Here is a 14,068-nt window from a genome sequence, read left to right as displayed (position 1 = left end):
GCGGGTCTGATATGCGTCGGAAACCGGTGGGCCTGCATCGGCAACAGGGGATGACTGTTGCCCGGCGGCGGGAACAAAGTGCTAGGTGGAGCGGCCCAGCACACTGCGAAGATCGAAGTTGCCGGGTTCATCCGGCTGTACGCGGTCCGCGCAGGCGCCAAGGTGGTGCGCCATGCGCGACTGGGCCAGTGCGGCATCGCCCTGTTCTAGTGCGTCGAGAATGTCGTCGTGCTCGTCGAACGAGCATGCGTTGTGGCCCGGGGCTTCCACGCTGGCAATCATCAGCGTGGTGCGCGACACCAGCCGGCGCATCATCGTCACCAGCAGCTCGTTGCCGGACAGATCGGCCAGCGCGGTGTGGAATTCGGCCGACAGGCGGATCCAGGTGGGACGCTCGTGCGTCAGGAACGCCTGGCGTTCATCGGCCACCATCTTGCGCAGCGGGGCGATCACGGCGCGCACGTCTGGCATGTTGGCCAGCTTTTCCAGTACCGCGTGTTCCAGCATCTGGCGCAGCTCGAACATGTCGTGGGCCTCGTCGGTCGACGGGCTGGCGATGAACGCGCCACGATTCGGTTCCAGGTCGACCATGCCGTCGGCGGCCAGGCGGGACAGCACCTTGCGCACGGTGTGACGCGCGGTGGCATAGATCTCGCAAAGCGAATGCTCGGTCAGCTTGGTACGCGGCGGAAGCCGGTGCTCCATGATGGCGTCGTAGATCTCGTGATACATGCGCTCTTCCACCGACCCCTTGCGGGCGGGCTTGTTGTCTGTGAGCGCGGGCAGCGCATCGGCGGCGGCAATCAGCTTGAGATTCTTGGACATCTGGGCACTCGTGGAAGCAGGGAGAGGCGATGGTCAGCGATCGTAACGACCCCTTCACAAACCAACATCAAGGGTCTTGATATCGATCATTCGGGTTCGTGGATCTAAAAATTGTTGACAATTATTTGGATATGCAAGCACCATTGTCAACAAAACCGACCCAGGTTTTCGACAACTACGGGTATTTACCGAGTTGTCATCGGGTTGGTGCAGGCGCATTGTCGCCACGCACCAACCCAGCGCCGGGATGCGTTGAAACACGTACCGAGCGGGCACCATTACCCACAAATGGTGCTAGTGAAGGCAGCGGCGCCCCTCACAACCCACATTCCAAAGGAAGAACAGGATGGGACGCTTGACCACTCACGTTCTCGACACTGCCGCGGGTACTCCCGGTGCCGGCATGTCGGTTACCCTGCATAAAATTGTCGACAATCGTCGCGAGACCCTGAAGTCGATCCAGACCAACCACGATGGCCGTGCCGACCAGCCGCTGCTGGAAGGCGACAGCCTGCAGCCGGGCGTCTACGAACTCGACTTCGGCGCCGGTGCCTACTTCCGTGCCCAGGGCCTCAAGTTGCCCGAGCCGGCATTCCTTGACGTGGTGACGCTGCGCTTCGGCATTGCCGACACGGCCGCGCACTACCACGTGCCGTTGCTGGTGTCGCCGTGGTCGTACTCGACCTACCGCGGCAGTTGAGTACAGGCGGACGGGAACAAGGAGACAAGTCATGGAAGGCTACATTCTCGACTGGGCCAATCTGCTTTTGCGCTGGCTGCACGTCATCACGGCGATCGCCTGGATCGGTTCGTCGTTCTACTTCGTCTGGCTGGACAACAGCCTGACGCGCCCCGAAGCCGAGGACCTGAAGGAGAAGGGTGTCGGCGGCGAACTCTGGGCCGTGCACGGTGGCGGGTTCTACAACCCGCAGAAGTACCTGACCGCACCCAAGGCGCTGCCCGAGAACCTGCACTGGTTCTACTGGGAGTCGTATTCCACCTGGATGAGCGGCTTCGCGCTGCTGGTTGTGCTGTACCTGTTCAATGCCAGCACGTTCCTGATCGACAAGAACGTCTTCGACATGTCGCCCGGCGCCGCCGTGGGCTTTGCCGTGACGTACCTGATCGTGGGCTGGGTCGCTTATGACGCGATCTGCCGCATCTTCGGCAAGAGCGACAAGACCGTGGGGATTCTGGTGGCGGTGTATGTGGCTGTGGCTGCGTATGTGGCCTGCCACATCTTCTCGGGCCGCGCGGCATTCCTGCTGACCGGCGCGATGATCGCCACGATCATGAGCGCCAACGTGCTGTTCTGGATCATCCCGGGCCAGCGCAAGGTGGTGGCTGCTCTGCGGGCTGGCGAGCCGGTGAATCCGATTCACGGCAAGCACGCCAAGCAGCGCAGCGTACATAACACCTACTTCACGCTGCCGGTGCTGTTCGCGATGCTGTCGAACCACTACAGCATGACGTACGCAGCCAAGAACAACTGGGCAGTGCTGATCGCGGTCATGCTTGCTGGTGTGTTCATTCGCCAGTTCTTCATCCTGAAGCACAAGGGCAAGATCAACATCGCCTGGCCGGCCGCTGGTGTGGCATGCCTCGGTGCCGTGGCGTTCATGATTGCTCCGCAACCGCGTCCGCAAGTGGCCAGCAATGCCGGCGGCGATGCGGCTGCCAATGCAGTGAGCTTCGTGAAGGTGCAGGAGATCATGAACACGCGCTGCGTGCAGTGCCACGCCGAGCAGCCGAAGATGATGCCAACGGCCGCCAAGGGCATCAAGCTCGATAGCGTGGACGGCATCAAGTCGCACGCACAGCTTATTTACCAGCAGGCCGTGCAGCAGAAGGCCATGCCGCTGGGCAACGTCACGCAGATCACGGACGACGAGCGCGCGCTGCTGGGCCAATGGTTCGAGGGCGGCGCCAAGACGACCAACTGATTAGACCGGGCATCGGTGATCGACGGTCCGGAGGCTGCGCAGTCAGCAGCCGGCTGTACCGGACCGGCGAGGGTTTGTACGGGGCTTCGGCCCCGTTTTTTTATTTGGGCTTTGGATTCTCTCTCTCCTTGGTTTTCTCCCCTCTCCCGCATGCGGGAGAGGGGCGGGGGAGAGGGCCGGCGGTTCAAATTGCCACATGTCGGCAAGCAGAACCTCGCACCCTCTCCCCCAACCCCTCTCCCACGTTGCGGGAGAGGGGAGCAAGGCAGCAGGGGAGTAAGACGTATCAACGCCCCACGTTGAACAACGCCAGCAAGCCCAGCACCAGGAAGATCGCCGCGGCAATCTTGTGCACCAGTGCAATCGGCATCTTGTTGGCAAAGCGGTCGCCCAGCAGCACGGCCGGTGCATTGGCCAGCATCATGCCGAACGTGGTGCCGGCCACCACAGCCAGCACTTCGCCGTGGAAGCGCGCGGCCAGGGCCACCGTTGCGATCTGCGTCTTGTCGCCCATTTCGGCAAAGAAGAACGCCACGATCGTGGTGCCCAGGATGCCCAGCGCGCCCTTGACCGGCTTGGCTTCCTCGGCGTCGTCGAGCTTGTCGGGAATCAGCATCCAGGCGGCCATGGCGATAAAGCCCAGGCCAAGGATCCAGCGCAGCAGGTTGGCGCCGAGAATGCCGGTGATCCAGCCGCCTAGCGCGCCAGCAAAGCCATGGTTGACCAGGGTGGCGATCAGGATGCCAAGGATGATGGGGACGGGTTTGCGATACCGTGCAGCCAGCACGAGCGACAGCAACTGCGTCTTGTCGCCCATTTCGGCGAGCGCGACGATACCTGTGGAGACGAGGAACGATTCCATTCTTATAGGTGCAATAACCGGGCCGCATACGCATCTTGCGAGATGCCAATGACACATACCTTTCCCGGCCCGGCCAGAAAGGAATGGTCATCGGTCTCGCCAGGCGCTGGACACAAGGTCCTGGGCTGCGCACGCCATAACCGCTGTCGCGGTCAAGTCTGTTGACGTACGCCCCTGTCTTCCGGATGCCGCATTGCGCGGCGCGGTGAGATCAGGGCGGCTACTCCCCAATGGAAGTGGGCATTGTAGCCAGACGGCGGCATAAAGTCCACCAATCTGGCGATGTTACGATGGTTTTGCGAATGATTCTCAGGCAGGCACCGGGCTATTTTCGCTCGTCTGTCGGCCGCGGAAATCGGTCCAGCACAGCGCCTTGAAGTCGTACAGCTTGCAGCGACGTGCGGTCCGGAAATACCAGCGCCACGAGAAGTTCTCGATGATGATGCGACCCGGCAGCGCGTGTTCCAGCAGGGCCTGCGCGCGTTTGAGCTGGTACAGCGGCACGCTCATGTCCACGTGGTGCGCCGTGTGTTCCATGATGTGATGGAGCGCTGCGCCAATGCCCATGCCGAAGCGCAGGTGCACGGTGGTCGAGACAAACGGCTGGGCGCGCGACCAAGTCGGCTTGGTGTCGTACCAGGCCACGCTCGTATGCGTGTGGTGCACGTAGAGGACGAAGCCGACCGTCGTATTCCAGACCAGGAACGGCAGCACGAAGCCCGTGCCGACCATCAGCAGCACCGACTGGTCCGTGACCAGGGCCAGCGCTGCCAGCGCGCCGATCCACAGCGCGCCGAAGGCTGCCACCAGCGCGCAGTCCCACATGAAGATTGCACGGCGCGTGGCCATCTGGCGCTTGCTGGGGAAGAACAGCTTGAACCACCAGATCTCGATCAGGTAGTACAGGCCCGCGCCAAAGCCGTTGCGGTAGATGCGTTCCATCACGCGGCGGCGGCGCGGCAGCGCGCGGAATTCTTCGAGCGAGTAGGGCGCCCAGACGAAATCGAAGCCCTTGAGGTTGGTGTAGCCGTGGTGCACGACGTTATGGCCCACTTCCCACAGGCTATAGGGCGTCAGCGACGGCAAGAAGGTCAGCCGCCCGAGCCACTTGTTCAGGCCGCGATGGTCAGTCAGGCTCTGATGGCACGCATCGTGGCCGATGATGAACAGCCGCGCGATGATCAGGCCGGCCAGTACGCCCAGCGCCACCTTGGCCCACCATGCCGACACCAGCACCACGCCGGCCAGCACGGCCGCGAACAGCGCGTAGTCGAACGCGAACAGCATCAGCGCGCGCGGCGTGCTGCGGTTGCCCAGCGGAATCAGCCAGCTGCGGATGGTCTTGCGATTGGGGAAGGGAGCCTCGAAGGCGATGGGTTCCGGAAGCGGTACGTTGCCGGAACGGCGGGTCGGCTGAGGTTGGCCGGGAGGGGGTGCCGTGCCGAGGGCATCGGCATCGGCAGCGGAAAGCGTGTCGGATCGGGCGGTCATCGATGGTCCAGCGAGTCGGAATACGGTGGCGCCCATCTTGTGAGGGCGCACGAAGGCGACAGGCTAGAAGGGTTTGATGACGTTTGTGTTGATTCCAATCAATACATGTCGCCTAAAAGGGACTTTTCGACTGCATGCGTCGAAAAAGCCCCTTTATCCGGACAAAACGTGATCAGGCAGCCAGCGATTCGGCTGCCGCCGTCTGCTCGCCCATGATGTACACGCTGTCGATCACACGATCGTCGCCCAGCATCGCGAACGCAAACAGTTGTTCCTCCAGCGTCTCCGACCGGCCGCTGCGGCGCGCGATCAGCGGCGTGGCTTGCGGGTCCAGCACGACGAAGTCGGCCTCGCAGCCCGTCTCGAAGCTGCCAATGCGGTCCTGCCAGCCCATGGCTTCGGCGGCGGCGCGCGTGGCCAGGTAGAACATGCGCAGCGCGGTCAGGTGGTAGCCGCCCATGCGCGCCACCTTGTGGGCCGCGTTCATGGTGCGGAACATCGAGAACGACGTGCCGCCGCCCACGTCGGTGGCCAGCGTCACGTTCAGGCGGTTGGCATCGGACTGGTGGAAGTCATAGAAACCGCTGCCCAGGAACAGGTTCGACGTGGGGCAGTGCGCCACGGCCGCGCCGCTGTCGGCCAGCCGGCGGCGATCCTCGGGGTCCAGGTAGATCGCATGGCCGTAGAACGCACCCGGGCGCAGCAGGTTGTAGCGGTCATAGACGTCCAGGTAGCTGCGCGCGTCGGGGAACAGGTCGGCCACCCATTTCACTTCGTCGCGGTTCTCGGCCACGTGCGTCTGGATGAAGACGTCGTCGTGGGCGCGTGCCAGCTCGCCACAGGCGGCCAGTTGGGCTTCGGTGGACGTGGGGGCGAAGCGCGGCGTGATGGCATAGGCCAGACGGTCCTTGCCGTGCCACTTCGAGATCAGGTCGGCCGATTCGCGGGCGCCGCTCTCGGCGGTGTCCTGCAGGAAGTCGGGGCAGTTGCGGTCCATCAGCACCTTGCCTGTGACCATGCGCATATTGCGAGCCTGGCTGGCGGCAAACAGGCCGTCGGCCGATGCCGCGTGCACCGTGCTCCAGACCATCGCCGTGGTGGTGCCGTTGCGCAGCAGTTCGTCAGTGAAGAACTCGGCCACGCCGCGCGCATAGGCGGCGTCGCTGAAGCGGCGTTCCTCGGGGAACGTGTAGGTATCCAGCCAGTGCAGCAGGCCCGGCGACGGCGACGCGATGATGTCCGTCTGCGGGTAGTGGATGTGCGTGTCGATGAAGCCCGGCACGATCAGCTTGCCGCGATGGTCGATGACCTCGGCGCCGGCCGGAATCTCGTGCGCCAGCGCGTCGTACGCGCCCACGGCGGCCACGCGTCCGGCCGTGACGATCAGCACGCCGTCTTCCCAATACTGATAGGCATCCTCATGGAACTGCGGGTCGCGCAGGAAATGCAGGATACGGCCACGGATGGCGCGGGTGACGGCACCGTTGGTGCGGGAAGCTGGGGAAGTCGTCGTCATCGTCTTGTCTCGGGGCGGCCGGTGCCCCGCCCGTGCCTGGCGGCAGCGGGCGTGGCATCCGGCGTTCTGGGTATGCGCCCGCTCAGGTCGTGGAATTCACGTTGGCCGTGGCGGGCGGGGACTCGGGCGAGGCCGACCAGAAATGGTCGACTTCGGCCAGGTATTCGGCCTTCTGCATGGCAGGCAGGAAGGCCGCTTCAAAACTGTTGCGGGCCAGCTTGTGGGCATCCGCGGCGTCCAGGGGCAGCGCTTCGAACGTTGCCTCCCAGTTGGCGTTCATGTAGCCGCCGAAATAGGCCGGGTCGTCCGAGTGGAGCGTCACGGCCACGCCGGCATCGAGCAGCTTCTTCAGCGAGTGGTCGCGCAGATCCGGATACACCTTCAGCTTCTGGTTCGACAGCGGGCACACGGTCAGCGCGATGCGGTCGCGGGCCAGACGCTGCACGAGCGCGTCGTCGTCAATCGCGCGCACGCCGTGGTCGATGCGCTCCACCTTCAGGATGTCCAGTGCGTCGATCACGTACTGCGCGGGGCCTTCCTCGCCGGCATGGGCCACCAGATGCAGGCCCAGTTCACGGGCCTTGGCGAAGACGCGCGCGAACTTCTCGGGCGGATTGCCGCGCTCGGACGAATCCAGTCCCACGCCGACAAAGCGGTCGCGATAGGGCAGCGCGGCTTCGAGCGTGGTGAAGGCATCGGCTTCGGGCAGATGGCGCAGGAAGCAGAGGATCAGGCTGCTCGAAAAATCGTATTCGGTGCGGGCCTGGGCCAGCGCATCGGAAATCCCGTCGATCACGGTGCCGATGGGCACGCCGCGCTCGGTGTGGGTTTGCGGGTCGAAGAAAATCTCGGCATGGCGGACGTTGTCGGCGACGGCGCGCTTAACGTAGTCCATCGTCATGTCGAAGAAATCTTCCTCGGTCAGCAGCACGCTGGCGCCGGCGTAGTAGATGTCCAGGAACGACTGCAGGTCGGTGAACGCGTAAGCGGCGCGTAGCGCCTCCACGTCGGCGTAGGCCAGCTTGACGCTGTTGCGCTGGGCCAGGCGGAAGATCAGCTCGGGTTCGAGCGTGCCTTCGATATGCACGTGCAATTCGGCCTTGGGGGTACGGCGGATCTTGTCCGCCAGCGCGGCATCGATGGTCATGGGGCCTCTTTTCTATGCTGACAGCCGGATCACGGCTGTTCTGTTACGGAAGCACCGCCTCCAGCCGGTTGGCACGCAGCGCCGCAATGCGCTGCTCGCGAACCTGCAAAAGCTGGGCGACGATGGCAACCGCAATCATAGCCGGTGCCTTGTCGGTGATGCCCGCCACACCCATCGGGCAAGTCATTTCGGGGAAGCGCGCCGGGTCGATGCCGTGCTCCGCCATGCGGTGCTCGAACTTGGCGCGCTTGGTCTTCGAACCGATCAGGCCGAAATAGGCGAAATCGGTACGGCGCAGGATCTGCTCGCAAAGTTGCTGATCCAGCGCATGGCTGTGCGTCATGACGATGAAGTACGCCCCGGGCGGCGCCTGGTCGACCACCGCTTCGGGCGTGTCGGTGGCTTCGGGCTCGATGTTGCCGGGCAGGCCGGCGGGAAAGAGCGTGTCGCGCTCGTCCACCCAATGCACGCGGCACGGCAGCGTCGACAGCACCTTCACCAGCGCATGGCCCACGTGCCCGGCGCCGAACAGCACCACATGCATTTCGTCGGGCACCAGCGTATCGGTCCAGCTATCGTCGGCCTGCAGCGCCGCCGTCGGTAGCATGGCCCGGCTCGGTTCCACGCCGATGGCGCCGGCCAGCGGCACCGTGCGCTGCAGTGCGCGCCCGGCCTTGAATGCCGATTCCACGGCGTCGAGCCAGGCCAGGTCGGCCTCACCCAGCACCTCGAACGCCAGCTTCACCACGCCGCCGCAGCATTGGCCCAACGCCGGGCCCAGCGGAATGCGCTCGATACGGCGATGCGGATTGCCGCGCACATGGCGGTTGGCCAGCATGGCCCGGGCGACGTCCATCCCGCGCCATTCCAGATGCCCGCCGCCGATGGTGCCCACCAGGTCGTCCGCCGTCACCAGCATGCGGATGCCCGGCTCGCGCGGCGCGGAGCCCTTGACGTCGACGATGGTGACCATCGCCACGGGCACGCCGGCGCGCACCCAGCGGGTGGCATCGGCGAAATGGAACGGTTTGAGCGGGGCGTCCTGCATGGTGATTCTCTCGCTGGCTTTGTTGCGGTCAGGCGGGTACTGCGTCGGTGCCAACGGTGGCTTGCGCGGCCTGTACGGCTTGCACGGCTTCCACGGCATCGAGGATGGCTTCGCTGGTGGCCGGCGCGCGCAGCGGCGGGTTGACCTGGTAGTCAGCCACGGCCGCAATCGCATCGCGGATCGCGAAGAACACCGAGAACGGCAGCAGCAGCGGCGGCTCGCCAACGGCCTTCGACCGATGGATGCTGTCCTCCACATTGTTGTTCTGGAACAGCCGCACGTTGAAGGCATCCGGACAATCGTTGATGGTCGGGATCTTGTACGTCGACGGGGCGTGCGTCATCAGCTTGCCGTTCTGGTTCCACCACAGTTCCTCGGTGGTGAGCCAGCCCATGCCCTGGATGAACGCGCCTTCCACTTGGCCGATGTCGATGGCCGGGTTCAGCGACTTGCCCGCGTCGTGCAGCGCGTCGGCGCGCAGCAGCTTCCATTCGCCGGTCAGCGTGTCGACGATCACCTCCGAGCATGCCGCGCCGTAGGCGAAGTAGTAGAACGGCCGGCCCTGCAGCGCCTTCTGGTCCCAGTGGAGCTTGGGCGTGGTGTAGAAGCCGTCGGACCAGAGCTGCACGCGTGCCACGTAGGCTTCGCGGGCCAGGTCGCCAAACGACAGGCGCAGCTCGCCGGCGATGACCAGATCGTCGCCAAAGCGCACGGTGTCGGGCTCCACGCCAGCCTTGCGGGCCGCAAACGCGGTCAGGCGCTCGCGGATCTGGCGCGCGGCGTCCTGCGCGGCCTTGCCGTTCAGGTCGGCACCGGTCGATGCGGCCGTGGCCGACGTGTTGGCCACCTTGCTGGTGTCGGTCGCGGTCACGCGCACGCGCTCCAGGCGGATGCCCAGCTCGTGCGCCACCACCATCGCCACCTTGGTGTTCAGGCCCTGGCCCATTTCGGTGCCGCCGTGGTTCACCAGCACGGAGCCGTCGTTGTACACATGCACCAGCGCGCCGGCCTGGTTGTAGTGGGCCACGTTGAACGAGATGCCGAACTTCACCGGCGTGATCGCGATGCCCTTCTTCAGGATCGGGCTCTTCGCGTTGAACTCGCGCGTTGCCGCGCGGCGGGCCTGGTATTCGCTCGATGCCACCAGTTCGTCGATCAGCTCGTGGATGACGTTGTCTTCCACGGTCTGGCCGTACGGCGTGACGTTGCGCTCGCCCTTGCCATAGAAGTTGGCACGGCGCACTTCCAGCGAATCCTTGCCCACGTTACGCGCCACGTTGTCGAGGATGTACTCGATCGCGAACGCGCCCTGCGGGCCACCGAAGCCGCGGAAGGCGGTATTGCTCTGCGTGTTGGTCTTGCCACAGTAGCCGTCGATCTGCACGTTCGGCAGCCAGTAGGCGTTGTCGAAGTGGCAGATGGCACGCGTCATCACCGGGCCGGAGAGGTCGGCCGAGAAGCCCGCGCGCGACAGCATTTCCACGCGCACGCCTTCCAGGCGGCCGTCGTCGTCGTGGCCCACGTCGAAGTCGAACGTGAAGTCATGGCGCTTGCCGGTGATCATCATGTCGTCGTCGCGGTCCGGACGCAGCTTGACCGGGCACAGCAGCTTCCAGGCGGCCAGTGCCGCGCAGCACGCGAACATGGCCGATTGCGATTCCTTGCCGCCAAAGCCGCCACCCATGCGGCGGCATTCCACCAGCACCTGGTGCACTTGCCAGCCCAGCATGTGGGCCACGGCGTGCTGCATTTCGGTGGGGTGCTGCGTCGAGCACCAGACGTGCATGCCGTCGTTCTCGCGCGGCGCGGCGTAGGCGATCTGGCCTTCCAGGTAGAACTGTTCCTGCCCGCCCAGCTGGATCTTGCCGCTGTCGCGATGCGCGGCGGCGTCCAGGTGCTGGGTTGGCTCGCCGCGCGTCAGGTGCATCGGCGGCAGCACATAGCTGCCCGCGGCGTGCGCGGCCTCTGGCGTCAGCATGGGCGGCAGGTCTTCGTAGTCGATGTCAGCCAGGCGCGCGGCGCGGCGCGCGGCGTCATGCGACGACGCCACCACCACGAAGATCGGCTGGCCGATGAACTGGACCACATCGCGGACCAGGATCGGATCGTCATGGATGATCGGGCCACAGTCGTTGACGCCGGGAATGTCGTCCACGGTCAGCACGGTCACCACGCCGGGCGCCTTGCGCACGCGGTCCAGGTTGATCGACTTCAGCCGGGCGTGTGCCTTGGTGCTCATGCCCAGCGCGGCGTGCAGCGTGCCGGCCAGCTCGGGGATGTCGTCAGTATAGGTGGCGGTGCCGGCCACGTGCAGGTGGGCCGACTCGTGCGGACGCGAGATGCCCACCTGGGGCGACGATTCGGCGGCCACGCTGGCGTCGAGCAGGAAGGGTTCGGTTTGCTTGTTCATGGCGTTGCTTTCCTCAGGCGCCCACGGTTTCACCGGCGCCAATGGCGCGGACGTTGACCATGGCGGCCGGCAGCGCGTCGCCGCGCGTCTCCAGCCAGAAGCGGTAGAGCAGGTTGGCGGCACCGCGGCTGCGGTAGGCGGCGGTGGCGCGCATATCGGTCAGCGGCGTGTAGTCCTGGCCCAGCGCGGCCATGCCGGCACGGGCGGTGGCCTCGGTCCACGGCTGGCCAATCAGCGCGGCCTCGGCTAGCGCGGCCCGCTTGGGCGTGGCCGCCATGCCGCCAAACGCGATGCGTGCGTCGGTGACGATGCCGTTTTCCACGGTAATGCCGAAGGCGGCGCACACGGCGGAAATGTCCTCGTCAAACCGTTTGGACAGCTTGTACGTGCGGAAATGCCCCGGGCCGCGTACCGGCACACGCAGTCCGGCCACGAACTCGCCCTCGGTCATGGCGGTCTTCTGGTAGGCCAGGTACAGGTCTTCCAGCGGCATCGTGCGGCGCACTTCGCCGCGCTGCAGCACCACCTCGGTGCCCAGGGCGATCAGCGCCGGCATCGAATCGCCGATGGGCGAGCCGTTGGCCACGTTGCCGCCCAGCGTGCCCGCGTTGCGGATCGGCAGCGAGGCAAAGCGCTTCCACATTTCCTGCAGTTCGGGATGGGCGTCGGTCAGCGCCGCGTAGGCCTTTTCCAGCGTCACGGCGGCGCCGATCTCGACAAAGCCGTCGCGCTCGGCAACCGTGTTCAGGTCTTCCACCTGGCCCACGTAGAGCAGGTTGCCCAGCTCGCGGAACTGTTTCGTGACCCACAGGCCCACGTCGGTGCTGCCGGCCAGGATGCGGATACCGGGCTCGGCGGCCTTGATCGCGCCGAACTCGGCGGCCGTGCGCGGGGCGTAGAAATGCTGGCCGCGCACGTTGTAGTGGAAGGTCTCGCCGCGCTTCAGGTTGCGCAGCGTGTCGGCGATCTGCTTCGGATTCAGGCGGCCGGCCGTCGGTGCGGGCAGGGCCATCATGCGCTGGCCGGCATCGACGATCGGGCGGTAGCCGGTGCAGCGGCACAGGTTGCCGGTCAGGGCGTCGCAGATGTCCTGGCGCGGGGGCGCGTCGCCGCCGGGCGTGTGCTGCTGGTACAGCGCCCACAGCGACATCACGAAGCCGGGCGTGCAGAAGCCGCATTGGGAGCCATGGCACTCGACCATCGCTTCCTGCACCGGGTGCAGCACGCCGTCGGCCTGGCGCAGGTCTTCCACCGTGATCAGGGCCTTGCCGTCGAGCGTGGGCAGGAACTGGATGCAGGCGTTGACGGCCTTGAATTCGACGTCGCCGTCGGCCTTGAGGTCGCCGATGACCACGGTGCACGCACCGCAGTCGCCTTCGGCGCAGCCTTCCTTGGTGCCCGTGCAGCGGACGTCTTCACGCAGGTACTGCAGCACGGTACGGGTCACGGGGGCGTCGGACACTTCCTGGACCTGGCCGCGGTGGTAAAAGCGGATGGTTTGCGTCTCCATGGTCTTCTCTCTTTCGGGGATGGCGGAAACATAGCACCGGCGCTTTTCCTGCAATATTTGGCCCAGGTGATATGCCCCATCAAGGCGCGCGCCGGTGCTGGCCGGGCGGGCGTCTTTCCCTTGCCCTGCATGGTCTGGCGGGGGTACTCCGGGTCTTCCCGTAGTACATCCGGACGAACCGCCGAATTTGACCGTATCAGGGGTGGCTGTCTTACACTATGCGCCGTTCCCTTCCCCCATGCCACCCAGGCCAGTCAAAAGAGCCGGGCGGCTCCTGCCATGCACGGACGCGACCATCTCGATACTTATTTGCTGCGGGTTCTTCACACCCTGCTGACCGAGCAGAGCGTGACCCGTACCGCCGTGCGCCTGGGCCAGTCGCAGCCAGCCATCAGCAATACGCTCAAGCGGCTGCGCGAAATCACCGGCGACGCCATTCTGGTGCGCGGAAAGAGCGGCATGGTGCCAACCGAGCGCGGCCGCGAGCTGCTGGCGCTGGCCGAACAGAGCCTGGCGGCCATGGACCGCATCGCCCGTCCGCCCCAGCAGTTCGACCCCGCCACCACCACCCGCACGTTCCACCTGGGCGCGCCCGACTACCTGGACGCGTTCTTCCTGCCCAATATCGTCGAGCGCGTGCGCCGGCTGGCGCCGGGCGCCAAGCTGTTCGTGCATCCGATGACGCAGTCCACGGACTTCCTGGACGCGCTGGAGCAGGGCCATCTCGATATCGTGGTGGGCAACTGGCTGTCGCCGCCCGAGCACCTGCACATCTCGCCCCTGTTCGACGACGAGGTGGTGTGCATGCTGGGCGCGCAGCATCCGCTGGCGCGCCACGGGCTGACGCTGCGCCACTACCTGGAAATGCCGCACCTGGCGCCCGCCCCGTATGCGTCGATGCAGCGCAGCATGATCGACCAGGCGTTGGCCGAGCAGGGCTACAAGCGCAATATCCAGGTCACGCTGCCGTACTTCGGGCTGGTGCCGTACGTGCTGATGAAGACCGACATGGTGTTCACCACGGGCCGCCAGTTTGCCGCGCACTACGCGCAGTACCTGCCGATCCGCATGGTCCCGTCGCCGGTGACGTTCCCGCGCATGCGCTTCTACCAGCTCTGGCACGAGCGCTGCCACGCCGCGCCCGACGTCATGTGGCTGCGCCGCATGATTGCCGAGGTGGCGTCCGATCTTCCGCAACTGCCGCGCCTGGAGCCTGCCCCGGCAAGCTGAGCCGGGCACCGGGCTGGCCGAAAACCCAGTCCGCGATTCCAGTTACACTTCTCGTCAGGTTGATCTGCCTGCCGCGAAGGAGCATT

Annotated in this window: 11 protein-coding genes and 1 riboswitch; of the genes, 3 read left to right on the top strand and 8 right to left on the bottom strand. The window is 65.4% G+C overall.

What is annotated here, in order from left to right; genetic code table 11:
• Positions 1 to 81: 81 nt before the first annotated feature.
• The gene (locus tag MFF62_RS02590) at positions 82 to 825 is read right to left on the bottom strand and encodes a GntR family transcriptional regulator (protein WP_238259511.1); all 744 of its coding nucleotides are present in this window, start codon (positions 823 to 825) and stop codon (positions 82 to 84) included.
• Between the two features lie 346 nt (positions 826 to 1,171).
• On the opposite strand from MFF62_RS02590, the gene uraH reads away from it, so the two are divergent.
• Both uraH and MFF62_RS02580 read left to right on the top strand, forming a co-directional pair.
• A complete protein-coding gene (uraH, locus tag MFF62_RS02585; RefSeq protein WP_238259508.1) occupies positions 1,172 to 1,525 on the top strand; it encodes a hydroxyisourate hydrolase in 354 nt (117 codons plus the stop codon).
• 31 nt (positions 1,526 to 1,556) lie between these two features.
• Entirely contained in the window at positions 1,557 to 2,768 is a 1,212-nt protein-coding gene (locus tag MFF62_RS02580) for a urate hydroxylase PuuD (RefSeq protein WP_238259499.1), read from the top strand.
• Between the two features lie 286 nt (positions 2,769 to 3,054).
• On the opposite strand, the gene MFF62_RS02575 is transcribed toward MFF62_RS02580, so the two are convergent.
• The 7 genes from MFF62_RS02575 to xdhA form a co-directional block, all read right to left on the bottom strand.
• The gene (locus MFF62_RS02575; RefSeq protein WP_238259497.1) at positions 3,055 to 3,630 is read right to left on the bottom strand and encodes a TMEM165/GDT1 family protein; all 576 of its coding nucleotides are present in this window, start codon (positions 3,628 to 3,630) and stop codon (positions 3,055 to 3,057) included.
• 30 nt (positions 3,631 to 3,660) lie between these two features.
• Positions 3,661 to 3,871: riboswitch (yybP-ykoY riboswitch) on the bottom strand.
• Between the two features lie 68 nt (positions 3,872 to 3,939).
• Positions 3,940 to 5,121, bottom strand: coding sequence for a fatty acid desaturase (locus MFF62_RS02570; protein ID WP_238259495.1), 1,182 nt, complete (start codon positions 5,119 to 5,121; stop codon positions 3,940 to 3,942).
• Positions 5,122 to 5,293: 172 nt separating this feature from the next.
• Positions 5,294 to 6,637: a guanine deaminase gene (guaD, locus tag MFF62_RS02565; protein ID WP_238259492.1), complete on the bottom strand. Its 1,344-nt coding sequence runs from the start codon at positions 6,635 to 6,637 to the stop codon at positions 5,294 to 5,296.
• A gap of 82 nt (positions 6,638 to 6,719) precedes the next feature.
• Positions 6,720 to 7,784: an adenosine deaminase gene (locus tag MFF62_RS02560; protein ID WP_238259491.1), complete on the bottom strand. Its 1,065-nt coding sequence runs from the start codon at positions 7,782 to 7,784 to the stop codon at positions 6,720 to 6,722.
• Between the two features lie 43 nt (positions 7,785 to 7,827).
• A complete protein-coding gene (gene xdhC / locus MFF62_RS02555) occupies positions 7,828 to 8,832 on the bottom strand; it encodes a xanthine dehydrogenase accessory protein XdhC (RefSeq protein ID WP_238259489.1) in 1,005 nt (334 codons plus the stop codon).
• 28 nt (positions 8,833 to 8,860) lie between these two features.
• Positions 8,861 to 11,242: a xanthine dehydrogenase molybdopterin binding subunit gene (gene xdhB / locus MFF62_RS02550; RefSeq protein ID WP_238259479.1), complete on the bottom strand. Its 2,382-nt coding sequence runs from the start codon at positions 11,240 to 11,242 to the stop codon at positions 8,861 to 8,863.
• Positions 11,243 to 11,255: 13 nt separating this feature from the next.
• Complete coding sequence (gene xdhA, locus MFF62_RS02545; RefSeq protein ID WP_238259477.1) at positions 11,256 to 12,752, bottom strand: xanthine dehydrogenase small subunit; 1,497 nt, start codon at positions 12,750 to 12,752, stop codon at positions 11,256 to 11,258.
• A 279-nt stretch (positions 12,753 to 13,031) separates the two neighbouring features.
• Here xdhA and MFF62_RS02540 point away from each other — a divergent pair, with 279 nt between their 5' ends.
• The gene (locus tag MFF62_RS02540; protein ID WP_238259475.1) at positions 13,032 to 13,982 is read left to right on the top strand and encodes a LysR substrate-binding domain-containing protein; all 951 of its coding nucleotides are present in this window, start codon (positions 13,032 to 13,034) and stop codon (positions 13,980 to 13,982) included.
• Positions 13,983 to 14,068: the final 86 nt, after the last annotated feature.

The sequence above is a fragment of the Cupriavidus pauculus genome (assembly GCF_022179805.1).
Lineage (GTDB): Bacteria > Pseudomonadota > Gammaproteobacteria > Burkholderiales > Burkholderiaceae > Cupriavidus > Cupriavidus pauculus_E.
Note: the sequence above shows the minus strand (reverse complement) of the source record. Positions and strands in the feature narration are given on the sequence as shown.